This is a genomic window from Stutzerimonas sp. S1 (assembly GCF_025966695.1).
Lineage (GTDB): Bacteria > Pseudomonadota > Gammaproteobacteria > Pseudomonadales > Pseudomonadaceae > Stutzerimonas.
In genome coordinates, this window is sequence record NZ_JAOEIY010000005.1 from 407,134 (window position 1) to 429,284 (window position 22,151).

The window sequence follows — 22,151 nt, forward strand, 5'->3', positions numbered from 1 at the left end:
GTTCTGGAAGCCGATTGCCGGCTTCATTTTCTTGGATGGCCTGAACTCAAGGATAGTTCGGAATCGGCAGGGCGAAGGGCGCGCGCGGTATTTTCCTGTCTGCTTTTGCGCCAGGTCGTCGCAAGGCCGCGTGAGCCGCGGCGTGCGGTGTATAGAATTTTTTAGGCGGATTCGCCGCCGCGCGCGACGTCCTGTGGAAAGGTGGCATGCCAGAGTTCGAAGCCGCCGTCCAGGCTGTAGACGTCGGAGAATCCCTGGTTGACCAGATACGCCGCGGCGCTCTGGCTGGAGTGCCCGTGATAGCAGGTGACGATCAGCGGCTGATCGAGATCGGCGGCGGCGATGAAGTCCGGCAAAGAGTGGTTGTCCAGATGGGTCGAGCCGCTGATATGGCCGTTGGCGTAGCTGTGCGGGTCGCGGATATCGACCACCACGGCACCCGCGGCGCGCATCTGCTGGGCGGTTTCAGGAGCGATGCGTTTGAATTCGGTCATAGCGGTTTTCCATGGTCGCAGTCGCAGCGCAGCAATTGCTCGCTGTCGAGGTTCATCAGGGTCATGGCGTTGCCCCAGACGCAGCCGGTGTCCAGGGCGAACACGTTGGGTTCGTCGCACTTGCCTTCCAGTGCGGCCCAGTGACCGAAGATCAGCTTGACGTTGCGGGTCTTGCGCTGCGGGTGGCTGAACCAGGGGGCGAAGCCCTTGGGTGCGCTGTCCAGGCCTTCCTTGCTCTCCAGTTCGAGTGTGCCGTCGGCCTTGCAGAAGCGCATGCGCGTGAAGTAGTTGGTGATCAGACGCAGCCGCGGCACGCCATGCAGTTCCTTGCTCCACTTCGCTGGCAGATTACCGTACATGCCATCGAGGAACGGTAGCAGCAGCGCATCGTCCTGCAATGCCTGCTCGACTTCCGCGGCGCGCTTGAGCGCCTTTTCCAGAGTCCACTGTGGCGGGATGCCGGCATGGACCATGGCGGTGTGACGATCGGCGTCGTAGTGGAGCAGTCTCTGCCGGCGCAACCAGTCGATCAGGTCGGCGCGGTCGGGGGCCTCGAGGATCGGTGTGAGCGTGTCGGACTTGCGCAGGCGTTCGATGTCGTGCGCGACCGCCAGCAGGTGTAGGTCATGATTGCCCAGCACGGTGATGGCCGAGCTGCCCAGATCGCGGACGAAGCGCAGCGCTTCGAGCGACTGCGGGCCACGGTTGACCAGGTCGCCGGCTAGCCACAGGCAGTCGCGGGACGGGCTGAAATCAACCTGCTTCAGCAGGCATTGCAGGGGTTCGAGGCAACCTTGCAGATCGCCGACAGCATAGGTGGTCAATGCAGGGCTCCGGGTACGGCGAGGCGGAACGGGGCGATATGGGCGGCAAACTCATGACCATCGACCGCACGCATCCGGTAGCTACCCTGCATGCTGCCGACCTGGGTCGCCAGCAGCGTGCCGCTGGTGTAGACGTGTCGTTCGCCGGGGGCGATCAGCGGTTGCTCGCCGATGACGCCTGCACCGCGAACTTCCTGAACCTTGCCGTCGCCATCGGTGATGATCCAGTGCCGCGTCAGCAGCTGCGCCGCCACCTCGCCCGTGTTTTCGATTGTTACCGTGTAGGCAAAGGCATAGCGGTTTTGTTCCGGCTCCGATTGCGCGGCCAGGTAGCGGGGCGTGACGCTGACGTCGATGCGATAGCGGCGGTCTTCGGTCATGGCGAACTCGGTTCGGTAAGGCACGCCGCTAGCTGCGGAGCGCGAGTTGGTCGGACAGCCGGACGAAGGCCGCGAGGTCGAGTTGTTCGGGGCGCAGACTGCCGTCCACCTGTGCCGCCTCGATGGCTTCTGCATCGAGCAGGCCTTTAAGGGTGTTGCGCAGGGTCTTGCGCCGCTGGTTGAACGCCTCGCGTACTACACGTTCGAGCTGGCGATGGTCGCGTGCCGGGTGCGGCAGCTTTTCGTGCGGCACCAGGCGGACGATCGCTGAGTCGACTTTCGGCGCCGGGTTGAACGCACCCGGACCGACGTTGAACAGATGTTCGACGCGGCAGTGGTACTGCACCATGATCGACAGCCGACCCCAGTCACCGCCGCCCGGCTCGGCGGCGAGGCGCTCGACGACCTCCTTCTGCAGCATGAAATGCATGTCGCGAATAAGCCCGGCATGCTCGAGAAGGTGGAAGATCAGTGGCGTCGAGATGTTGTATGGCAGATTGCCGACGATTCGCAGGCTGGCGGGTTCTTCGCTCAGCTGGCGGAAATCGAACTTCAGCGCATCGCCCTGATGCAGGGTGAAATTGTCGCGCCCGGCGAATTTGCTCTGCAGGATGGGGATCAGGTCGAGATCCAGCTCGACCACGTCCAGATGCGCGCCGCTGTCGAGCAGGCCTTCGGTCAGTGCGCCTTGGCCGGGACCGATTTCCACCAGTCGCTCACCTTCCTTGGCATGGATGGCGCGCAGGATGCGGTGGATCACGCCGGCGTCGTGCAGGAAATTCTGGCCGAAGCGCTTGCGTGCACGGTGTTGGTAGTTCTCGGACATCTAAAGCTCCAGGCTGCAAGTTCCACGGCAGGCGGGAAGTTCGCAAGGCTAATGCAAGGGCGCAGAGTATACCGGCAAGGCCCGGCGACGGCTTCAGGCTGTCGCGGAGGCTGAGTGCCGCGGCGCCAGGATTCAGCTGCGGGCCATCTGAAAGGCGGTTTCCAAGGCCACCTGCAGGCTGCCAGTGTCGATGTTGCCGCTACCGGCCAGGTCGAGTGCAGTGCCGTGGTCCACCGAGGTGCGCACGATGGGCAGGCCAAGGGTTACGTTCACCGCAGCGCCGAAACCCTTGTACTTGAGCACCGGCAGGCCCTGGTCGTGATACATGGCCAGCACGGCGTCGCAGTGCTCGAGATTTTTGGGGGTGAACAGGGTATCGGCCGGCAATGGACCGACCAGGTTCATGCCCTCGGCGCGCAGGCGTTGCAGCGTCGGTTCGATGATCTCGAGCTCCTCCCGGCCTAGGTGACCGCCCTCGCCGGCATGCGGGTTTAGCCCGCAGACCAGGATGCGTGGTTGCGTAATGCCAAACTTGTCGACCAGATCGGCATGCAGGATGCGGGCGACGCGCTCCAGCCGCTCCGCGGTAATCGCGGCGGCGACATCCTTGAGCGGCAGGTGGGTTGTGACCAGCGCCACCCGCAGGCCGCGGGTCGCAAGCATCATCACCACCTGTTCGGTGTGGGTCAGCTCGGCGAGAAACTCGGTGTGGCCGGAAAAGGGGATCCCTGCTTCGTTGATAACGCCCTTGTGCACCGGAGCGGTAATCATGCCGGCGAAGACGCCATCGAGGCAGCCCTGGCCGGCACGGGTCAGGGTTTCCAGCACATAACGGCCGTTGCGCGCATCAAGCTGCCCGGCGACAGCAGGCGTAGCGAGCGCCGTATCCCAGACATACAGGGCGCCGGCCGGCGCGGGTTCGGTTGGCCAATGGTTCGGGCCGGCCGCGAGCAGTTCGATGCGCAGTCCCAGCTGCTTGGCGCGCTCGGCGAGCAGCGAGCGACTGGCGATGGCGACGAGCGCATGCGGCTGGGCTTGGCGAGCCTGCAACAGGCACAGGTCCGGACCTATACCGGCTGGCTCTCCGGGAGTGAGAGCGAAGGGGCGCGAAAGCATGGGCACCTCGAGAAAGCAGTGGCGAAAAAAAAGGGTGACGCACCGGTTGGTCCATCACCCTGTGTACTGTATGGCTTTGAGCTTAGAGTTTGATTTCCACGTACGCTTCGTCGCGAATCTGACGCAGCCACGCTTGCAGCTCGTCTTCGTACTTGCGGTTGCGCAGCAGATTCAGAGCCTGCTGCTCGCGGAACTCCTCGCTGGCATCCGTGGCACGGCGGCCAAGGACCTCGAGAATGTGCCAGCCATAGGGCGACTTGAACGCGGGAGACAGCTGGCCGCTGGCGGTGTTGGCCATGATCTCACGGAACTCCGGTACCAGCGAGCCCGGATCGATCCAGTTCAGGTCGCCGCCATTGAGCGCCGAGCCCGGATCCTCCGAGAAACTCTTCGCCAGTTCGGCGAAGTCCTCGCCGGCGACGATGCGCTCGCGCAGACGTTGCACCAGCAGCTGCGCCTCTTCGTCACTGCGAATGGCGCTGGGCTTGATCAGGATATGGCGGACATGCACCTCGTCGCGCACCTGGGTGTCGCCGCCGCGCTTGTCCAGCAGCTTGAGAATGATGAAGCCTGGCGGCGTGCGCACGGGGCGGGTGACGTCGCCCACCGCCAGCTCGCGGACTTCGCTATCGAATGGTGGCGGCAGTTGCGCAGCCTTGCGCCAGCCCATGTCGCCGCCCTCGAGAGCGTTCTCGCTGGCTGAGCGGGCAACCGCCAGCTGGGCGAAATCCGCCCCCTGCTGGAGCTTTTCATAGGTGTCGCTGGCGCGCCGCTCGGCGGCCTGGATAGCTGCAGAGTCAGCCGCTTCGGGTACTGCGATCAGGATGTTCGCCAGGCGATACTCCTCGGAAAGCTGGAGCTTGCCGAGGTCCGAGGCGAGGAAGTTGCGCACTTCCTGATCGGAAACCTGAACGCGCTCGGCGATCCGCCGCTGCCGCACGCGACTGATGATCATCTCCCGGCGAATCTGCTCGCGGGCTGTCTCCAGGCTCAGTCCGTCACGCGCCAGGGCGCCGCGGAACTGTTCGAGGGTCATGTTGTTGCGCTGGGCGATGGTGCCCATCGCCTGGTTGAGTTCCTCATCGGAGATGCGGATGCCCGAGCGTTCGCCGATCTGCAGCTGCAGGTTTTCGGTGATCAGACGTTCGAGCACCTGTTGCTGCAGAACGTCCATCGGTGGTGCGTCGGCGCCGCGTTTGTCGATGGTCTGCTGGACTTCGCGGATACGCTGATCCAGCTGGCTCTGCATGATGACGTCGTTGTCGACGATGGCGACCACGCGGTCCAGTGGCTGTACCTCGGCGCTGGCGAGAGAAGTGAAAGCGGCGGAGCCCAGCAGCAGGGCGCCCGCCACTAGCGGGCGTAGGTAATCAGAAAGCTTGATCTTCACGTTCACGGTAGCCTTGGATGCCTTCATCGAGGAATGTTTCGGTAGCGTTGCCGATAACGCCGCCCAGCCCCTTGAGTACGATCTGCAAGAAGATGCCGGTATCCGGCTCGTCGTTGAGATCGGGATTGAGGCTGGTTTCGTCGTAGTCGATCCAGTAGCGATTGATCAGCCGTAGCTTCCAGCAGCAGCTGTCGTACTCGAAGCCACCGAAGGCTTCCAGTGTGCGGCTGCGGCTGTAGTCGTGCTGCCAGCGCCCGATGACGCTCCATTGCGGGACGATCGGCCAGATGAACGAGAAATCATGCTGGTTGATCTTGTAATAGTCTTCGATGTACTCGGCGGTGCCAGGCGTGCCGTAGTCACCACCGTATTTCCAGGTGCCGGTGGCCTGATCGAAACGGATGGTGTCGTTGCGGTAGCGATAGCCGATGTTGACGATCTTGTTCGGGTTATCCGCGGGTTGGTAGTGCCACATTGCACTGCCCGAGCGCGTGCGGCCGGCATCTGGATCCCAGTTGAAGGTCGAGGTGAAGCGCCAGTCGCGGTTGTAGCGGTACAGGTACTCGAGCGCATAGGGCGATACGTCCGCCTGCGCATCGGGACGATCGATCATGCCGGGAAGTTGCACTTCGCGGTCGCGGAAATAGTAGATCTGGCCGATGCTGAAGCGCTGACGCTCAAACCCGTTGGGTTCGATCCAGCGGTTGGTCACGCCCAGCGACAGCTGATTGGCATCGCCGATGCGATCCTTGCCGGTGAAGCGGTTCTCGCGCCACAGTGAGGAGTAGCTGAAGCTGCTTTCGCTGGTATCGAATACCGGGATGTCGTCCTGATCCTCTTCCGGCACGTAGAGGTAGAACAGCCGCGGTTCCAGGGTTTGGCGGTAATCCTTGCCAAACCATTGGCTGGCGCGGTCAAAATACAAGCCGCTATCGACGCTGAAAATTGGCAGGCTACGGTCGGGCGAGTCCTGAAAGTTCGCCACCTCGCTGCGGCCGCGGCTGTCCAGATCCAGGTCGTATTGGGTATAGGCATATTTCAGCGAGGGTTTGACGAAGCCCCAGCTCCAGTCCAGCGGCAGGCTAACGCCCGGCTCTAGGTGCAGGCGCTCGCCCTCGGCACGGGTGAGGCCAGTTAAACGATCATCGTACCAGCGCTCCGGCAAGCCATCTTCATTGTGGAAGAAACCATCACGCAGGCTGCGCTGGAAGCTCACGAATTCCGTGTTGTAGGCGAAATTGAGTCCGCCCGGCTGGAACGGCAGGTCGCCATCCAAGGTCAGTTGCGGCAGGCGCTCATAGGGTGTGATGTCGGCGACTGTTGCACGCTCGTAGCCATGCGCGTTCAGTCGGGCGGTGTAATTATTGCCACGATAGGTCAAGGTGCCGCGCTGGTCGAGGTGGTCTGGCTGGTCGATGCCGAGGTTGGTATCCAGATCCTGGAAATAGTAAGGATCGCTGATATCGGTGTAGTCGACTTCGGCCAGCAGGCGCGAATCCAGCCCGGTACGGTTCTGCCAGCTGTACATCCAACGCTGGTCTTCATACTCCGACTGCAGCTTGCGATCGTCATTGCTGTCGTCGAGGTAGGCGGCGCCGAACTGGCCTTCGCTGCTGTGGGTCAGGTAACGGAACTCGCCTTCCATCAACAGGCCGCGATCGGTCATCAGGTGCGGGTAGAGCGTGGCGTCGAAATTCGGCGCCAGGTTGAAGTAGTAGGGCGTCTGCAGCGAAAGCCCGGTGTCGCTGGACGAGCCAATGCTCGGTGCGAGGAAGCCGGACTGACGTCGATCATCGATCGGGAAGTAGATGTACGGTGTGTAGAACACCGGAATGTCCTTGACCCGCAGTGTCACGTTGGTGGCTGAGCCGAAGCCGGTGGCCGGGTTCAGGGTGACGTTGTTGCCCTTCAGATGCCAGGTATTCTCACCGGGCTCGCAGCGGGTGTAGGTCCCGTCTTTAAGGCGGATGATGGCGGTTTCTTCACGCTTGGCGTACAGCGCACTGCCGCGAACCTTCCCGGAGTGGACGACGTACTCGGCGTTCTCCACCTTGGCTTCGCCGTTGTCGAGGAAGATCTCGGCGCGGTCGCCCACCATCAGTGCATTGCGGTCGCGCAGACGAACGTTGCCGTTCAGTTCGCCGCGGTTTTCCAGTTGGTAGAGGCTGGCTTCATCAGCTTCGGCCTGCATGCTGCCCTGGCGCAACACGACGTCGCCGGCCAGGGTGGCGATTTCCTGTTCCTGCTCGTAGCGCGTCGCCTTGGCAGAAATATAGGTAGGCGCGTCGCTCATCGGCGTGTCGTCGAACTTGCCGGGGCGGCTCGGCTCGACGTAGGTGCCGGCGCAGTAGGGGCCGGTTTCGGCGAGCTGCGCGGCGGTCAACTGATCGCGTGGCACCCAGTCCAGATGGCTGTAATCGGCGCTACGCGAGGCCAACGCACGGCCCTTGCTCTCGGTCACCAGCTTGGTGCTGGCGTCCGGCTGGGACTTCTCGGTAGTGGCAACTGCAGTTGTGTCGCCGCTCCCAGCACCTTGGCTGGGGCGTGGCGGCAGTTTGGTGGTGGGGGTGCTGGTGGCGCAGGACCAGCCACCGGTGGCGCCTGGCTGGCAAGCGAACTGTTCGGCCGCCAGAAGCAGAGGCGCCGCGATCGGCTGCATTGCAAGCAGGCCGCCAGTCATGAGAAGAGGAAATTTTCTACGAAACGCGGGATGTTTGACTGCCATCTTGTTTTTTGGTCCGTGCTTGCGGCGAGCCATCGGCCGGCTGGGCCGCACGCCTCTCGATGGGCTGAAAAAGATGCTGGATAATAAAGCATGACCCGCCTATCGGCTAGCGCCGTGGAGACCGCCTGATGCCTCACCAAGATCAACGCCTGCTGGACGTCCGTGCCTGGCTGGAACAAGAACTGCCCGCGCTGTTTGCCGAAAAAGGCTGGGGGGATGTGCCTGACGCCGGGCTGACCGCAGCCAGCAGCGATGCCAGTTTTCGGCGGTACTTTCGCTGGGAAGCGGCCGGTCGCAGTCTGATCGTCATGGATGCGCCGCCGCCCCAGGAGGATTGTCGTCCCTTCGTCAAGGTCGCCGGGATCCTGGCCGCTGCGGACGTGCACGTGCCAGAGGTGCTGGCGGCGGATCTGGAACGCGGCTTTCTGCTGCTGAGCGACCTGGGGCGGCAGACCTACCTGGACGTGATCGACGAAGGCAATGCCGATCGGCTGTTTGCCGATGCCATCGACGCACTGCTGGCCTTCCAGCGGCAGTCTGTGCAGGCACCGATGCCCATATATGACGAGACGCTGCTGCGCCGTGAGCTGCAGCTGTTCCCCGAATGGTACGTGCAGCGCCATCTCGGTCAGACATTCAGTGAAGCGCAGCAGGCCAGCTGGGAGCGCATCTGCCGACTGCTGATCGATTCCGCCTTGGCGCAGCCCCAGGTGCTGGTGCACCGAGACTACATGCCACGCAACCTGATGCTCAGTGAACCGAATCCGGGGGTGCTGGATTTCCAGGACGCCGTGCTCGGACCGGTGACCTATGACATCACTTCGTTGTTCAAGGATGCCTTTGTCAGCTGGCCGGAAGAGCGGGTGCGGGGCTGGCTGCGGGACTACTGGCACAAGGCGCGCAGCGCGGGGATTGCAGTGCCGGATACGTTCGATGAGCTCCGTCGCGCCAGTGATCTGATGGGCGTGCAACGCCATCTCAAGGTGATCGGTATCTTTGCGCGAATCTGCCATCGAGACGGCAAACCGCGCTATCTGGGCGATGTGCCGCGTTTCTTTGCCTACATCGAGACGGTGTTGGCGCGACGCCCGGAACTGGCCGAGCTGGCCGACCTGCTGCAGAGCTTGCCCGTGGAGACGCGACCATGAAAGCGATGATCCTTGCCGCCGGCAAGGGCGAGCGTCTGCGGCCGCTGACGCTGCATACACCCAAGCCGCTGGTGCGTGCCGCCGGCGTGCCGCTGATCGAGTATCACATCCGGGCGCTGGCGCAGGCGGGCTTTGCCGAGCTGGTCGTCAACCACGCCTGGCTCGGCCAGCAGATCGAGAGCTATCTGGCGGATGGCGCGCGCTATGGCGTCCAGATCCGCTATTCCGCCGAGGGCGAGCCGCTGGAGACCGGGGGCGGTATCCAGCGGGCGTTGCCGTTGCTGGGCGAGCAGCCGTTTCTGGTGGTCAATGGCGATATCTGGACCGAGTTCGATTTTGCTGGGTTGCGAGGGCCGCTGGCGGGATTGGCGCATCTGGTACTGGTCGACAATCCGGAGCACAACCCGCAAGGCGACTTCTGTTTGCACGACGGCCAGGTGCAGGAGGCGGGGCCCGGCCGGCGACTGACCTATAGCGGCATGGCGGTGCTGCATCCTGCGTTGTTTCGCGAGTGTCAGGCGGGGGCGTTCAAGCTGGCGCCACTGCTGCGTCAGGCTATGGCGGAGGGGCAGGTGACCGGCGAGCACTATGCCGGGCGCTGGGTCGACGTCGGCACCCATGAACGCCTCGCGGAAGTTGAGCGCATTCTCGGAGCGCGTGCCTGATGTTCTGGCCTGTCACCGTATTGGGCGTCCTAATCGGCTGGTTGCTTGCGAGCATTCCCGGTGCGCTGCTTGGCGGGTTGCTTGGCCAGGTACTGGATCGTCGCCTCGGGCTGACCTCTTGGGCCCGGTTGCGCGAACGGCTGAGTGGTCGCGACGAGATGCACGGCAACGAGCTGTTGTTCTTCCTGCTGGGGCGCTTGGCCAAGAGCGGCGGGCGGGTCAGTGAGGCCCACATCGATGCCGCGCGGGTGGAGATGCGCCGGCTGGGACTGGATGGGATGGCTCAGCGCGCGGCCATCGAGGCGTTCTACCGTGGCAAGGCGAGCGGCGAGGCGTTGCGCGCCCCGTTGGCTCGGCTACGGCAAAGACCCGAAGAAGGACGGCGCGTGCTGGAGGCCTGCTGGAGGATGGCGCGAGCCAATGGGCAGATGGGGACGCGCGAGCATGAACTGGTGTTGCTCTGGGGTAAATGGATGGGCTGGGACAGTGCAGCCGTGGCCGCGCTGGATCACGAGCCGGCGCGCCGTCAGGAAGCACCGGCCAGCCGTGGTGGCGCCTACGAGCAGGCCCTGCGCCTGCTCGGCGTGCGCCACGATGCGGACCCGGCGACAATCAAGCGCGCTTATCGGCGCCTGCTCAGCAAGCACCATCCCGACAAGCAGGCCGGTGCCGGCGCCAGCCCCGCCGTCGTACGCGAAGCGACGGAGCGGACGCGGGAACTGCAGAGTGCTTATGCGCTGATTCGCGAGCGCCGCGGTTTCCGCTGAAGATCAGCGCCGCGTTTGTTATGGCGCGAACTGCCGGTCGAGCCAGCCCCGGACGCGTCGATAAAGCTGCTCCTGCTCGCTGCGCCGATCCGCCGGAAGCGCCTGCAGGGCGATCTGCTGGTAGGCGGGGTGCCGCTGACGGCGGCTGACGTTGAGTCGCTCGCGGGCATCCTCGATGGTGGCGGGCTTGTCCGGGTAATAGAAGTCACCGATCGCCTGTTTCAGCTCGCCCAGCAGCGGCGCCATATCGGCATCCTCGCTCTCAGGAACCTGCGCCTGCAGGAGGATCAGGTGCTTCACGTCCTGTGGGGTATGTTCGTGCAGATAGCGGGCGGCCCAGTACGCCCCGCTGCCATGCCCGAGCAGCACGATGGTATCGACCTGTTGCATGCGAGCGAACGCCAGCGCCGCTTCGAGGTGGGCGGTGATGCGTGCGGCCTGGTCAAGTGACGCGGCGGCCGGCTTGGTTTCATTCTCGGTTACCGGCGCGTCGGCCTCGGTGGGGAGCGCCGCGGTTTCCTCCGGCAGATAACCTGCTGCGGCCGGCAAGTCCTCGGGCGGTTCGTCGGTTGAGGCCTCATCTGCTGCGCTGGCACCGTCGGCAGGTTCATCTGCGGTTGTGGCGCTCGGTCCGGCGGGCAGCAGATGGTCCGGACTCGGCAAGGACAGGCTGAGTGTTTGCCAGCCGTTGTCCGGTAGTCGTGAGCGCAGCGGGGCGACGACCCGTGGCCAGTCGGCGGTTTCGCCATCCGCTGGCAGAATCACGATCAAACCTTTCGTTCGGGCGGTGTTTGCCAGTTGATGCAGCGCCAGGAAGCGCTCCTCGCCCGCCTGCAACTCCCGCACTTGCTGCGGATACTTGCGCGCCAGTTCCAATGCCGTCTGGACATTGCGCTCGAGCAGCGGTGCGCGGGGGGCGGTACTGGTCGGTGGGGCGGCTTCGTCCTGTGGTGCGGACGCTGGGTCTTCGCCCCAGGCGGTGAGCGACAACAGCAGCGACAGGGCGCTGACGGACAGTCTGGACAGCATCGGTGAGGCTCCTTGGCAAGGTCGCCAGCCTATCCTTTGGACGTGCATCCTGGCCAGACGTCGGCCCCGTCGCAGCGCGCGTCGGGTACACTATGCGCCCCGTTTTTCTGCCGCCAGAGGTGCGTCATGCAGCCGTTCGCCATCGCTCCGTCCATCCTTTCTGCCGACTTTGCCCGTCTGGGCGAAGAGGTCGACAAGGTCCTCGCCGCCGGAGCCGATATCGTTCACTTCGATGTGATGGATAACCATTACGTGCCCAACCTGACCATCGGGCCGATGGTCTGTGCGGCGTTGCGCAAGTACGGCATCACCGCCCCGATCGACGCGCACCTGATGGTCAAGCCGGTGGATCGCATCATCGGCGATTTCCTCGAGGCGGGGGCCAGCTACATCACCTTCCACCCGGAAGCCTCCGAGCATATCGACCGCTCGCTGCAGCTGATCAGGGACGGCGGTGCCAAGGCCGGCCTGGTGTTCAATCCGGCGACGCCACTGGACTGCCTGAAGTACGTGATGGACAAGGTCGACATGATCCTCTTGATGAGCGTCAACCCCGGCTTCGGCGGGCAGAAGTTCATCCCCGGTACGCTGGCCAAGCTGCGCGAAGCGCGCGCGTTGATCGATGCCAGCGGTCGTGATATTCGCCTGGAGATCGATGGCGGCGTAAACGTGAAGAACATCCGCGAGATCGCCGAGGCAGGTGCCGACACCTTTGTCGCCGGGTCGGCGATCTTCAGTCAGCCGGATTACAAGGCGGTTATCGACGCCATGCGCAGCGAGCTGGACCAGGTTCGGACATGACGCGCATCGAGCAGCTGTTCGACGGCTGCGTGCCGCGCCTGGTGATGTTCGATCTGGACGGCACGCTGATGGACTCGGTCCCGGATCTCGCCGCCGCGGTAGACAGCATGCTGCGCCAGCTGGGCCGTGAACCGGCGGGCGTCGAGCGCGTGCGCGACTGGGTTGGCAATGGCTCGCGCGTGCTGGTGCGTCGCGCCCTGGCCGGTCATTACGAGCATGCCGGCATCGGCGATGCCGCGACGGAGCGCGCGCTGGCGCTGTTCCTGCGGGCCTATGCCGGCTCTCATGCGCTGACGACGGTTTACCCTGGCGTACGTGAATGCCTGGACTGGCTCGCCGCGCGGAAGGTCGGCCTGGCCGTGATCACCAATAAACCGTCGCAGTTCGTTGCGCCGCTGCTGGAGGAGAAGGGCCTGGGCGGCTACTTCAGCTGGCTGGTGGGTGGCGATACGTTACCGCAGCAGAAGCCTGATCCGGCAGCGCTGTTCTGGGTGATGGACAAGGCGGGCGTGAAACCGGGCGAGGCGCTGTTCATCGGCGACTCGCGCAACGATGTACAGGCGGCCAACGCGGCTGGCGTGCGCTGTGTCGGCGTGACCTATGGCTATAACCACGGTCGGCCGATCACTGAAGAGCGCCCGGCGTTGGTGCTGGATGACTTGCGGCTGCTGGTTGCTTCGGCTTCTGGGCTGCGCTAGTGTGGCCAGACTTTTATACCCCGCCGAAGAGATCAGATCGTGGTGGTTGCCCGCAAACAGTGGATGAAGGTCATCAAGGCTCTGGCCCGTTGGCGCTGGCGCGCCTGATCATTGTCCAGCCGGCCCTGCGCCGGTGTGTTTGCGAACTTATCTGTGTGACCCTCAAGCCACGAGGCTGATATGACCCGCGAAGAATTCCTGCGCCTGGCCGCCGAAGGCCACAATCGCATTCCGCTGTCGTTCGAAACGCTGGCCGATTTCGATACGCCGCTGTCGCTGTACCTCAAGCTGGCCGATGCGCCTAACTCCTACCTGCTCGAGTCGGTACAGGGCGGTGAGAAGTGGGGGCGCTACTCGATCATCGGTCTGCCGTGCCGCACGGTGCTGCGCGTGCACGATCACCGCATCAGCGTGACGGTTGACGGCGTCGAGACGGAGTCGGACGAGGTTGAAGATCCGCTACGCTTCGTCGAGGCATTTCAGCAGCGCTACCGCGTGGCACCGGTATCCGGACTGCCGCGCTTCAATGGCGGCCTGGTCGGCTACTTCGGCTACGACAGCGTGCGCTACGTCGAGCGCAAGCTGGCGCATTGTCAGCACCCTGACCCGCTGGGTACGCCGGATATCCTGCTGATGGTTTCCGACGCCGTGGTGGTATTCGACAATCTGGCCGGCAAGCTGCATTGCATCGTGCTGGTCGATCCGGCCGTTGAGGGGGCCTATGAGCAGGGGCTGGCGCATCTTTCGGCGTTGCGCGAGAAACTGCGGCAGCCGATCACGCCGCGCCTGGGGCTGGATTTCCAGGCGGCTGCCGGCAGCGAGCCGGTGTTCCGCTCCAGCTTTAGCCGCGACGACTACGAGCAGGCGGTCAACCGCATCAAGGACTACATCCTCGCTGGCGACTGCATGCAGGTGGTGATCTCCCAGCGCATGTCGATTCCGTTTTCCGCTGCGCCGATCGATCTGTACCGTGCGCTGCGCTGCTTCAATCCGACGCCCTACATGTACTTCTTCAATTTCGGCGACTTCCATGTGGTGGGCTCGTCGCCGGAGGTGCTGGTACGGGTCGAGGATGGCCTGGTCACCGTACGACCGATCGCCGGTACACGCCCGCGCGGCGCGACTGACGAAGCGGACCGGGCGCTGGAGCAGGATCTGCTATCCGATTCCAAGGAGTTGGCCGAGCACCTGATGCTGATCGATCTGGGGCGCAACGATGTTGGGCGGGTGGCCGAGACCGGTTCGGTGAAGGTGACCGAGAAGATGGTCATCGAGCGCTATTCCAATGTCATGCACATCGTCTCCAACGTTACCGGCCAGCTCAAGTCGCGGCTGAGTGCGATGGATGCGCTGCGAGCGATCCTGCCTGCGGGCACGCTATCCGGCGCGCCGAAGGTCCGCGCGATGGAAATCATCGACGAGCTGGAGCCGGTCAAGCGCGGTGTCTACGGCGGTGCGGTCGGTTACTTGGCATGGAACGGCAACATGGATACGGCGATCGCCATCCGCACGGCGGTGATCAAGGATGGCGAACTGCACGTGCAGGCTGGCGCCGGCATCGTGGCCGACTCGCAGCCGGCATTGGAGTGGGAGGAAACGCTGAACAAGCGCCGCGCCATGTTCCGCGCAGTGGCCCTGGCCGAGCAGCGCGACGAGCGCTGAGCGGATGCCTCTCCGAGTGGACCGCACTGCGCGCGTAGCGCCAGGCCGAACTCCCTGAAATGAACGGGTGACCCCATATGTTGCTGATGCTGGATAACTACGATTCCTTTACCTACAACGTCGTGCAGTACCTCGGCGAGCTGGGCGCGGACGTCAAGGTGGTGCGCAATGACGAGCTGAGTGTGGCCGAGATCGAGGCGCTTCAGCCCGAACGCATCGTGGTCTCACCCGGGCCATGCACGCCGAATGAGGCGGGCGTGTCACTCGAGCTGATCCGCCATTTCGCCGGCAAGCTGCCGATACTCGGCGTCTGTCTTGGGCACCAGAGCATCGGCCAGGCCTTCGGCGGCGAGGTGGTGCGTGCGCGCCAGGCGATGCACGGCAAGACCAGCCCGGTGTTTCACCGCAACCAGGGCGTCTTTGCCGGACTAAACAACCCGCTCACCGTCACGCGCTACCACTCGCTGGTGGTGCGCCGCGAAACCCTGCCAGAGTGCCTGGAGGTCACGGCCTGGACCCAGTTCGACGACGGCTCCGTGGATGAAATCATGGGACTGCGGCACAAGACGCTGAACGTCGAGGGGGTGCAGTTCCATCCCGAATCGATCCTGACCGAACAGGGGCATGAACTGTTCGCCAACTTTCTGAAGCAGACCGGAGGCGTGCGCTGATGGATATCAAGGAGGCCCTCAACCGCATCGTCGGCCAGCTGGACCTGACCACGGAAGAAATGAAGGGCGTCATGCGCGAAATCATGACTGGCCAGTGCACCGATGCACAGATCGGTGCCTTCCTCATGGGCATGCGCATGAAGAGCGAAACCATCGACGAGATCGTCGGTGCCGTGCAGGTCATGCGCGAGCTGGCGGCACCGGTACGGTTTGCCAGCGACCGCCTGGTGGACACCTGCGGCACCGGCGGCGACGGGATGAATATCTTCAATGTCTCCACCGCGGCGGCATTCGTCGTGGCGGCGGCCGGCGGCAAGGTGGCCAAGCACGGCAATCGCGCCGTGTCGGGCAAGAGTGGTAGTGCCGATTTGCTCGAGGCCGCCGGTGTCTATCTCGACCTCACGCCGGAGCAGGTTGCGCGTAGCGTCGACACCGTCGGTGTCGGTTTCATGTTTGCTCCGGCGCATCACGGTGCGATGCGCTTCGCCGCTGGCCCGCGTCGTGAACTGGGTCTGCGTACACTGTTCAATATCCTTGGGCCGATGGCCAATCCGGCTGGGGTGCAACATCAGGTACTCGGTGTGTTCAGCAAGGCGCTGTGCCGACCGATGGTCGAGGTGTTGGCGCGCCTGGGCAGCAAGCATGTGCTGGTGGTGCATGCCCAGGACGGACTGGACGAGATCAGTCTGGCCGCGCCGACCCATGTCGCCGAGCTGAAGAATGGTGCGATCAGCGAGTATGTCGTGCAGCCGGAGGACTTCGGGATCAAGAGCCAGAGCCTGATCGGCCTGAACGTCGAAGATGCCCAAGGGTCACTGGCGTTGATTCGTGACGCCCTCGGACGGCGCGTCAGCGAAAACGGTCAGAAAGCCGCCGACATGATTGTGCTAAACGCCGGTGCGGCGCTGTATGCGGCCGATCAGGCCTCGACCCTGAAACAGGGAGTGGAGCTGGCGCATGACGCCCTGAATAGCGGCCTTGCCCGTGACAAGCTCGAGGAACTGGTTTCCTTTACCGCCGTATTCAAGCAGGAGAACCAGAAATGAGCGTGCCGACCGTGCTGGAGAAGATCATTGCGCGCAAGTATGAGGAGGTTGCCGAGCGCCAGGCGCGGGTAAGCCTGGGCGAGCTTGAGCGCTTGGCCGCAGCGGCGGATCCAGTGCGTGGCTTTGCTGCCGCCTTGCAGCGGCGGATCAAGGCCAAGGAGGCGGCGGTGATCGCTGAAGTAAAGAAGGCCTCACCGAGCAAAGGTGTGCTGCGCGAGCACTTCGATCCTGCCGAGATCGCCCGTAGTTACGAGGCGGGCGGAGCGGCCTGTCTTTCGGTGTTGACTGACGTCGATTTCTTCCAGGGCGCTGATGTCTACCTGCGCCAGGCGCGTGCCGCCTGTAGCCTGCCGGTGATTCGCAAGGACTTCATGGTCGATCCCTATCAGGTGGTCGAGGCGCGAGCGCTGGGTGCTGACTGTATCCTGCTGATCGTTTCCGCCCTGGATGATGTCCGGATGGCCGAGCTGGCTGCCGTGGCGGCCTCGCAGGGGCTTGATGTGCTGGTGGAGGTTCACGACGGTGAAGAGCTCGAGCGGGCGCTCAAGCTGGAAACGCCGCTGCTGGGCATCAACAACCGCAACTTGCATACGTTCGAGGTCAGCCTGGAAACCACTCTGGATCTGCTGCCGCGTGTGCCGCAGGATCGAGTAGTCGTTACCGAGAGCGGGATTCTAAACCGAGCGGATGTCGAGCTGATGGAGATCAACCAGGTCTATGCGTTCCTGGTCGGCGAGGCATTCATGCGCGCCGAGCAGCCGGGGGCTGAGTTGCAGCGCCTGTTCTTTCCGGGGCGTCGTAGTCGAGCCGCGGTCACCAGCGCAGAGTAGGGGGCGGGCTTTCAGGTTCGCCAGTAAAAAGGCCGAAGCATCCGAGCTTCGGCCTTTTTCCTTACGGCATTAGTGGCGCATCAGCGAGTGCCGAATACCACCATCGTCTTGCCTTTCACGTAGACCAGGCCCTGGGCTTCCAGGCTCTTGAGTACACGGCCGACCATCTCCCGCGAGCAACCGACGATTCGGCCGATTTCCTGGCGGGTGATCTTGATCTGCATACCGTCAGGATGCGTCATCGCGTCGGGCTGCTTGCAGAGGTCGAGCAGGGTGCGCGCGACGCGGCCGGTGACATCAAGGAATGCCAGGTCACCCACCTTGCGGGTAGTGTTGCGCAGGCGATCGGCCATCTGACTGCCCAGCGCGTAAAGAATCTCCGGATCCTGCTGCGTCAATTCGCGGAATTTGGCGTAGCTCAGTTCGGCTACTTCGCACTCCGTCTTGGCGCGAACCCATGCACTGCGTTCCTTTTCGCTGCCCTCCTTCTCAAACAGCCCCATCTCGCCGAAGAAGTCGCCCGCATTGAGGTAGGCGATGATCATTTCCCGACCGTCGTCATCCTCGATGAGGATCGTTACCGAGCCTTTGACGATAAAGAAGAGCGACTCGCACCGATCACCGGCGTAAATGATGGTGCTCTTGGCTGTGTATCGCCGCCGATGGCAATGCGCCAGCAGTTTGTCAATGTTCTTGATCTTGGGCGTAAGTGTGATAGCTACCATGCTCTGGGTCCCGGAAAAGTCTTGGAATGAGGCTGGTTCTTGTTGTGTATGACAAACAGTCGTCAGTAAGCCGGCGCCAGCTTAACAGACGAAAAGTGACCATTCGAAAGGTGCGACAGAGTCAAGCAAATGGTCAACGCATCTTTGGTCGGGTCTGCCGTCCTCAGCACTCGGACCCTGCATGTTAAGCTATCTGGCAATTTTTTCTGGGAGTTAGTGAATGAAAGCGCGCATCCAATGGGCCGGCGAAGCGATGTTTCTCGGTGAGTCGGGCAGTGGCCATGTAGTGGTGATGGATGGTCCGCCGGAGAACGGCGGCCGCAACCTCGGTGTGCGCCCGATGGAGATGCTGTTGCTGGGGCTGGGTGGATGCAGCAATTTCGACGTCGTCAGCATCCTCAAAAAGTCGCGTCAGCCGGTGGAGAGCTGTGAGGCATTCATCGAGGCTGAGCGCGCTGCAGAAGATCCCAAAGTATTCACCAAGATTCACCTGCATTTCGTGGTCAAGGGACGGGGTTTGAAGGAAGCTCAGGTCAAGCGGGCCGTCGAGCTGTCGGCGGAGAAGTACTGCTCGGCGTCGATCATGTTGGGTCGTGCGGGCGTCGAGATCAGTCATGACTACGAGATCATCGAGCTGGGCTGATTTGTGATTGAGGCGCGTCGGGCTTCTACGTCGCACACCATGCTGCTGGCGGTCGAAAAAGTCCGCCAGCCTCTGGCATCGATATGGGTCACTCTGCATAATGCGCGCCCCGATTTACTCGGGCGGTTTCGTTCAGCCAAGTAAAAGCCACAATCGCCGGTGCGAAGAGGTGCTTATCGTCCTACGCAGGTACGGCCGTATCTGACGGGCATGCTCAATCACGCGGCAGAGCCGCAGCAAAGAGAGTTTCCAATGGTGAAAAGTAAACTCAAGCTCCATGGGTTCAACAATCTGACCAAGACCTTGAGCTTCAACATTTATGACATCTGCTATGCCGAAACGCCGGAAGACCAGCAGGCGTATGTGCAGTACATCGACGAAGAGTACGATGCCGAGCGGCTGACCCAGATTCTGACCGATGTTGTCGACATCATTGGTGCCAACATTCTCAATATTGCTCGCCAGGATTACGAGCCGCAGGGCGCAAGCGTCACCATTCTCATCTCCGAGCAGCCGGTTACACCCACCGACAGCCAGATCGAGGAATCGCCTGGGCCGCTGCCGGAAACCATCCTGGCGCACTTGGACAAGAGCCACATCACTGTCCATACCTACCCGGAGATTCATCCGGTGGACGGTATCGCCACCTTCCGAGTCGATATCGATGTGTCGACCTGCGGGGTCATTTCGCCGCTCAAGGCACTGAACTACCTGATCCACCAGTTCGACTCCGACATCGTCACCGTGGATTACCGTGTGCGCGGGTTCACCCGTGATGTGGAAGGCAAGAAGCACTTCATCGACCACGAGATCAACTCGATCCAGAAATACCTCTCCGAAGACACCCGTTCGGCCTATCAGATGACCGATGTGAACGTGTATCAGGAGAACCTGTTCCACACCAAGATGCTGCTCAAGGACTTCGAGCTGGAGAACTACCTGTTCGGTGACGCGACCCTCAACCTGTCGCCGGAGCAGCGCAAGCAGGTCGAGGCGCGGCTGCGACATGAGATGCTGGAAATCTTCTACGCGCGCAACATGCCGAGCTGATTCTCCCAGCAAAGAAAAAGGACGCCTAGGCGTCCTTTTTCTTTGTCTGTGACGTGGCCTAGACGCGATAGGTGGTCTTGGTCATCACCTTGGCCATCAGGCTCATGCCGAACTTGACCGGGGCCGGGAAGCGCAGGCCGCCAGCGTCGATCGCTGCGGTTGAGTGTTGCGCCTCGTCGACCCGCATCTGCTCAAGGATGGCGCGCGATTTTTCATCTTCCGCTGGAAGCTGGGCAAGGTGCTCGTCCAGGTGCTTGCACACCTGATCCTCGGTTGCCGCGACAAAGCCAAGACTGATGCGATCGCTGATCAGGCCGGCCGAGGCGCCAATGCCGAACGACAACCCGTAGAACAACGGATTCAGCACGCTGGTATGGCTGCCCAGCTGGCGAATGCGCTGCTCGCACCAGGCGAGGTGGTCGATTTCCTCGTCGGCTGCGCGCTCCATTGCTGCGCGTACCTGCGGCAAGCGGGCGGTGAGTGCTTGCCCCTGATACAACGCCTGCGCGCAGACTTCGCCGGTATGGTTGATGCGCATTAGTCCGGCGACATGGCGAGTCTCGCTGTCGCTGAGCTCTGCGTCCTGTTTCACCACCGCGGGCGATGGGCGTCCCGGTTGTCCGCTGAACGGCAGTAGGGTGCGCAGGGCGGCGTCAGCCTGCATCAGCAAGCGATCGGCGGGGGAGTAGTGGCGTTGGGTTGACATGAAACCTCCGAATTTAACGGCGCGCTAATGGCGATGCTCGTGCGGGCCGTCCGCTCAGCCTGGCGGCCAATGCATCTGGCGCTGTCCCAGTACGTGCATGTGTATGTGGTAGACAGTTTGGCCGCCAAGGTCGTTGCAGTTCATGACCACCCGGAAACCTTCGGCGCAACCCTGCTGCTCTGCCAGCCGTTGCGCCGTGAACAGAATGTGCCCGGCCAGCGCCTTGTCGTCCTTTTCGCTGAGGTCGTGGAGAGTCGGAATGTGTTTCTTCGGGATGACCAGAAAATGTATCGGCGCCTGCGGTGCAATATCGTTGAAAGCTATGACCTGGTCGTCCTCATAGAGCTTGCGCGCGGGGATCTCCCCGGCGACGATCTTGCAGAACAGACAATCCATGGCGCTTCTCCGGGACTTTCGAGCGGTTCGACAGTGTAGCAGGGCGCTCAGAAGCTGATGAACCCGTATAAGGAGATGGGGTGAAGAACGATATCCACGATCTGGGGCTGGTGCTCGACTCGCGGATCAAGCTGATAGCGATCGAGTCCTGGGACGAGCTGCGCGTACTGGAAACCCTGACTGGCCTTGCCGTTAAGCGAGGGCTGAGCCAGTACGTCTGGTCGATCACCGAAGGGGTGCGACGGCTTGGGTTCGGCGGCGAGCCGCAGGGTGACGACAGCGACGCGCCCGAGCAGGCCCTCAAGCTGGTCAAGCACGATCCGCAGCCGAACCTGTACGTGTTTTGCGATCTGCATCCGTTTCTGGAAGAGCCGAGGGTGGTGCGCCTGCTCAAGGAGATCGCCATGGGCGCGACGCCGACGCTGGTGCTGGTGTCGCATGCGCTGAAGTTGCCTGCCGAAGTGCAGCGCCTGGCTGCCCGTTTCAGTCTGGCGCTGCCCAGCGAGGAGGAGCTGCTGGCAATCGTCCGTGATGAGGCGACACGCTGGAGCGAACGCAATCGTGGTGCGCGGGTGCGTACCGATAACCGGACCTTGCAGCAGGTGGTGAAGAACCTGCGCGGCATGAGTCATGCCGAGGCGCGCAGTCTGGCACGCAATCTGATCTGCGATGATGGCGCCATCACCCAGGAGGATCTACCGGAGCTGAATCGCGGCAAGTTCCAGCTGCTCGATCTGGACGGCGTGCTGAGCTTCGAGCTCGAAACCGCGCGGTTCGCCGAGGTTGGCGGCTTGCACTATTTCAGACGCTGGTTGGGCGAGCGCCAGGGCGCATTCCTGAGCGGCACGGGCGCAGATCTGCCACGCGGGGTGATGCTGGTTGGTGTGCAAGGCGGCGGCAAGAGTCTTGCCGCCAAGGCAGTGGCGGGGCTCTGGGGCTTGCCGCTGTTGCGGCTGGATTTTGCCTGTCTGTATAACAAGTATTTCGGTGAGACGGAGCGCAACCTGCGCGAGGCGCTGCGGCTGGCCGAGCAGATGGCCCCCTGCGTGTTATGGATGGATGAGGTCGAAAAGGGATTGGCTACCGGCGAGATGGACGGCGGGGTTAGTCAGCGGGTGCTGGGAACGCTGCTGACCTGGATGGCCGAGCGCGAGGCGCCGGTATTCATGGTGGCTACGGCGAACGCGATCGATCGCCTACCCCCGGAGTTGCTGCGCAAGGGGCGTTTCGATGAGTTGTTCTTCGTCGATCTGCCTGATCGAGACACGCGTGCGGAAATATTCCGGATTCATCTGGCGCGTCGCGAGCTGGGCGAGCCGGCCTTCGATCTGGGAAGGCTTGCCGAGGCCAGCGTTGGCTTTTCCGGTGCGGAAATCGAGCAGGTAGTAGTTAGTGCTGTGTATGCCGCCCAGGCACAGCAGCGGCAAGTCGATCAGGCTGTGCTGCTGGAAAGTATCCAGGCGACTTCGCCGCTCTCAGTCGTCATGGCCGAGGATCTTGCGGCGTTGCGCGCCTGGGCAGATGGGCGGACGGTTCAGGCAGGGTAGCCGACTCAAGTA

23 protein-coding genes are annotated in these 22,151 nt (G+C 62.9%); 12 read left to right on the forward strand and 11 right to left on the reverse strand.

Going from position 1 to position 22,151, the window contains the following annotated elements; translation table 11 throughout:
- Window positions 1-161 precede the first annotated feature (161 nt).
- From glpE to N8H22_RS13365, 7 genes are all read right to left on the reverse strand, one after another.
- Entirely contained in the window at window positions 162-494 is a 333-nt protein-coding gene (gene glpE, locus N8H22_RS13335; protein WP_264590997.1) for a thiosulfate sulfurtransferase GlpE, read from the reverse strand.
- Entirely contained in the window at window positions 491-1,318 is an 828-nt protein-coding gene (locus N8H22_RS13340) for a symmetrical bis(5'-nucleosyl)-tetraphosphatase (protein ID WP_264590998.1), read from the reverse strand. The genes glpE and N8H22_RS13340 overlap by 4 nt, the downstream gene beginning before the upstream one ends.
- A complete protein-coding gene (gene apaG, locus N8H22_RS13345) occupies window positions 1,315-1,698 on the reverse strand; it encodes a Co2+/Mg2+ efflux protein ApaG (RefSeq protein WP_264590999.1) in 384 nt (127 codons plus the stop codon). Before apaG ends, N8H22_RS13340 begins: the two co-directional genes overlap by 4 nt.
- 28 nt (window positions 1,699-1,726) lie before the next feature.
- Window positions 1,727-2,524, reverse strand: a complete 798-nt coding sequence (rsmA, locus tag N8H22_RS13350) for a 16S rRNA (adenine(1518)-N(6)/adenine(1519)-N(6))-dimethyltransferase RsmA (protein ID WP_264591000.1) — start codon at window positions 2,522-2,524, stop codon at window positions 1,727-1,729.
- A gap of 132 nt (window positions 2,525-2,656) precedes the next feature.
- Entirely contained in the window at window positions 2,657-3,646 is a 990-nt protein-coding gene (pdxA, locus tag N8H22_RS13355) for a 4-hydroxythreonine-4-phosphate dehydrogenase PdxA (protein WP_264591001.1), read from the reverse strand.
- A gap of 76 nt (window positions 3,647-3,722) precedes the next feature.
- On the reverse strand, window positions 3,723-5,030 hold the full coding sequence (locus tag N8H22_RS13360; protein ID WP_264591035.1) for a peptidylprolyl isomerase: 1,308 nt from the start codon (window positions 5,028-5,030) through the stop codon (window positions 3,723-3,725).
- Complete coding sequence (locus tag N8H22_RS13365; protein WP_264591002.1) at window positions 5,011-7,755, reverse strand: LPS-assembly protein LptD; 2,745 nt, start codon at window positions 7,753-7,755, stop codon at window positions 5,011-5,013. Before N8H22_RS13365 ends, N8H22_RS13360 begins: the two co-directional genes overlap by 20 nt.
- Before the next feature lie 128 nt (window positions 7,756-7,883).
- Between N8H22_RS13365 and N8H22_RS13370 the strand changes: the two genes are divergently transcribed.
- Genes N8H22_RS13370 through N8H22_RS13380 form a run of 3 tightly spaced genes read left to right on the forward strand, consistent with a single transcriptional unit; the run spans window position 7,884 to window position 10,335 of the window.
- Complete coding sequence (locus N8H22_RS13370; RefSeq protein WP_264591003.1) at window positions 7,884-8,903, forward strand: phosphotransferase; 1,020 nt, start codon at window positions 7,884-7,886, stop codon at window positions 8,901-8,903.
- Window positions 8,900-9,568 (forward strand): N-acetylmuramate alpha-1-phosphate uridylyltransferase MurU, encoded by a 669-nt coding sequence (murU, locus tag N8H22_RS13375; RefSeq protein ID WP_264591004.1) that lies wholly within the window; start codon window positions 8,900-8,902, stop codon window positions 9,566-9,568. The genes N8H22_RS13370 and murU overlap by 4 nt, the downstream gene beginning before the upstream one ends.
- Window positions 9,568-10,335: a DnaJ domain-containing protein gene (locus N8H22_RS13380; protein WP_264591005.1), complete on the forward strand. Its 768-nt coding sequence runs from the start codon at window positions 9,568-9,570 to the stop codon at window positions 10,333-10,335. The genes murU and N8H22_RS13380 overlap by 1 nt, the downstream gene beginning before the upstream one ends.
- An 18-nt stretch (window positions 10,336-10,353) precedes the next feature.
- Here the strand turns inward: N8H22_RS13380 and N8H22_RS13385 are convergent, their stop codons facing one another.
- A complete protein-coding gene (locus N8H22_RS13385) occupies window positions 10,354-11,364 on the reverse strand; it encodes an alpha/beta hydrolase family protein (protein WP_264591006.1) in 1,011 nt (336 codons plus the stop codon).
- 126 nt (window positions 11,365-11,490) lie between these two features.
- Between N8H22_RS13385 and rpe the strand changes: the two genes are divergently transcribed.
- The 6 genes from rpe to trpC all read left to right on the forward strand — a co-directional run bounded on the left by rpe (window position 11,491) and on the right by trpC (window position 17,072).
- Complete coding sequence (gene rpe / locus N8H22_RS13390) at window positions 11,491-12,165, forward strand: ribulose-phosphate 3-epimerase (RefSeq protein ID WP_264591007.1); 675 nt, start codon at window positions 11,491-11,493, stop codon at window positions 12,163-12,165.
- On the forward strand, window positions 12,162-12,863 hold the full coding sequence (locus N8H22_RS13395) for a phosphoglycolate phosphatase (RefSeq protein ID WP_264591008.1): 702 nt from the start codon (window positions 12,162-12,164) through the stop codon (window positions 12,861-12,863). Before rpe ends, N8H22_RS13395 begins: the two co-directional genes overlap by 4 nt.
- A 180-nt stretch (window positions 12,864-13,043) precedes the next feature.
- A complete protein-coding gene (gene trpE / locus N8H22_RS13400) occupies window positions 13,044-14,525 on the forward strand; it encodes an anthranilate synthase component I (protein WP_264591009.1) in 1,482 nt (493 codons plus the stop codon).
- A gap of 77 nt (window positions 14,526-14,602) precedes the next feature.
- Window positions 14,603-15,196 carry an aminodeoxychorismate/anthranilate synthase component II gene (locus tag N8H22_RS13405; protein WP_264591010.1) on the forward strand — a complete coding sequence of 198 codons (594 nt, stop codon included), beginning with the start codon at window positions 14,603-14,605 and terminating at the stop codon, window positions 15,194-15,196.
- Complete coding sequence (gene trpD / locus N8H22_RS13410) at window positions 15,196-16,242, forward strand: anthranilate phosphoribosyltransferase (protein WP_264591011.1); 1,047 nt, start codon at window positions 15,196-15,198, stop codon at window positions 16,240-16,242. Before N8H22_RS13405 ends, trpD begins: the two co-directional genes overlap by 1 nt.
- Window positions 16,239-17,072, forward strand: a complete 834-nt coding sequence (trpC, locus tag N8H22_RS13415) for an indole-3-glycerol phosphate synthase TrpC (RefSeq protein WP_264591012.1) — start codon at window positions 16,239-16,241, stop codon at window positions 17,070-17,072. The genes trpD and trpC overlap by 4 nt, the downstream gene beginning before the upstream one ends.
- Window positions 17,073-17,152: 80 nt before the next feature.
- Here the strand turns inward: trpC and crp are convergent, their stop codons facing one another.
- Window positions 17,153-17,797 (reverse strand): cAMP-activated global transcriptional regulator CRP, encoded by a 645-nt coding sequence (gene crp, locus N8H22_RS13420; protein ID WP_003290155.1) that lies wholly within the window; start codon window positions 17,795-17,797, stop codon window positions 17,153-17,155.
- Window positions 17,798-18,017: 220 nt separating this feature from the next.
- On the opposite strand from crp, the gene N8H22_RS13425 reads away from it, so the two are divergent.
- A complete protein-coding gene (locus N8H22_RS13425; protein ID WP_264591013.1) occupies window positions 18,018-18,440 on the forward strand; it encodes an OsmC family protein in 423 nt (140 codons plus the stop codon).
- 255 nt (window positions 18,441-18,695) lie between these two features.
- Window positions 18,696-19,490, forward strand: a complete 795-nt coding sequence (gene speD / locus N8H22_RS13430) for an adenosylmethionine decarboxylase (protein ID WP_264591036.1) — start codon at window positions 18,696-18,698, stop codon at window positions 19,488-19,490.
- A gap of 58 nt (window positions 19,491-19,548) precedes the next feature.
- Here the strand turns inward: speD and coq7 are convergent, their stop codons facing one another.
- Both coq7 and N8H22_RS13440 read right to left on the reverse strand, forming a co-directional pair.
- Window positions 19,549-20,196 (reverse strand): 2-polyprenyl-3-methyl-6-methoxy-1,4-benzoquinone monooxygenase, encoded by a 648-nt coding sequence (gene coq7, locus N8H22_RS13435; protein ID WP_264591014.1) that lies wholly within the window; start codon window positions 20,194-20,196, stop codon window positions 19,549-19,551.
- Between the two features lie 54 nt (window positions 20,197-20,250).
- A complete protein-coding gene (locus tag N8H22_RS13440) occupies window positions 20,251-20,592 on the reverse strand; it encodes a histidine triad nucleotide-binding protein (protein ID WP_264591015.1) in 342 nt (113 codons plus the stop codon).
- An 80-nt stretch (window positions 20,593-20,672) separates the two neighbouring features.
- On the opposite strand from N8H22_RS13440, the gene N8H22_RS13445 reads away from it, so the two are divergent.
- A complete protein-coding gene (locus N8H22_RS13445; RefSeq protein WP_264591016.1) occupies window positions 20,673-22,139 on the forward strand; it encodes an AAA family ATPase in 1,467 nt (488 codons plus the stop codon).
- Window positions 22,140-22,151: the final 12 nt, after the last annotated feature.

What these genes read in the sequence shown, in the direction of transcription:
- glpE (WP_264590997.1), bottom strand. Translation starts at nt 494, where the DNA reads ATGACCGAATTCAAACGCATCGCTCCTGAAACCGCCCAGCAGATGCGC.
- apaG (WP_264590999.1), bottom strand. Translation starts at nt 1,698, where the DNA reads ATGACCGAAGACCGCCGCTATCGCATCGACGTCAGCGTCACGCCCCGC.
- rsmA (WP_264591000.1), bottom strand. Translation starts at nt 2,524, where the DNA reads ATGTCCGAGAACTACCAACACCGTGCACGCAAGCGCTTCGGCCAGAAT.
- N8H22_RS13365 (WP_264591002.1), bottom strand. Translation starts at nt 7,755, where the DNA reads ATGGCAGTCAAACATCCCGCGTTTCGTAGAAAATTTCCTCTTCTCATG.
- N8H22_RS13370 (WP_264591003.1), top strand. Translation starts at nt 7,884, where the DNA reads ATGCCTCACCAAGATCAACGCCTGCTGGACGTCCGTGCCTGGCTGGAA.
- murU (WP_264591004.1), top strand. Translation starts at nt 8,900, where the DNA reads ATGAAAGCGATGATCCTTGCCGCCGGCAAGGGCGAGCGTCTGCGGCCG.
- N8H22_RS13380 (WP_264591005.1), top strand. Translation starts at nt 9,568, where the DNA reads ATGTTCTGGCCTGTCACCGTATTGGGCGTCCTAATCGGCTGGTTGCTT.
- N8H22_RS13385 (WP_264591006.1), bottom strand. Translation starts at nt 11,364, where the DNA reads ATGCTGTCCAGACTGTCCGTCAGCGCCCTGTCGCTGCTGTTGTCGCTC.
- rpe (WP_264591007.1), top strand. Translation starts at nt 11,491, where the DNA reads ATGCAGCCGTTCGCCATCGCTCCGTCCATCCTTTCTGCCGACTTTGCC.
- N8H22_RS13395 (WP_264591008.1), top strand. Translation starts at nt 12,162, where the DNA reads ATGACGCGCATCGAGCAGCTGTTCGACGGCTGCGTGCCGCGCCTGGTG.
- trpE (WP_264591009.1), top strand. Translation starts at nt 13,044, where the DNA reads ATGACCCGCGAAGAATTCCTGCGCCTGGCCGCCGAAGGCCACAATCGC.
- N8H22_RS13405 (WP_264591010.1), top strand. Translation starts at nt 14,603, where the DNA reads ATGTTGCTGATGCTGGATAACTACGATTCCTTTACCTACAACGTCGTG.
- trpD (WP_264591011.1), top strand. Translation starts at nt 15,196, where the DNA reads ATGGATATCAAGGAGGCCCTCAACCGCATCGTCGGCCAGCTGGACCTG.
- trpC (WP_264591012.1), top strand. Translation starts at nt 16,239, where the DNA reads ATGAGCGTGCCGACCGTGCTGGAGAAGATCATTGCGCGCAAGTATGAG.
- crp (WP_003290155.1), bottom strand. Translation starts at nt 17,797, where the DNA reads ATGGTAGCTATCACACTTACGCCCAAGATCAAGAACATTGACAAACTG.
- N8H22_RS13425 (WP_264591013.1), top strand. Translation starts at nt 18,018, where the DNA reads ATGAAAGCGCGCATCCAATGGGCCGGCGAAGCGATGTTTCTCGGTGAG.
- coq7 (WP_264591014.1), bottom strand. Translation starts at nt 20,196, where the DNA reads ATGTCAACCCAACGCCACTACTCCCCCGCCGATCGCTTGCTGATGCAG.
- N8H22_RS13440 (WP_264591015.1), bottom strand. Translation starts at nt 20,592, where the DNA reads ATGGATTGTCTGTTCTGCAAGATCGTCGCCGGGGAGATCCCCGCGCGC.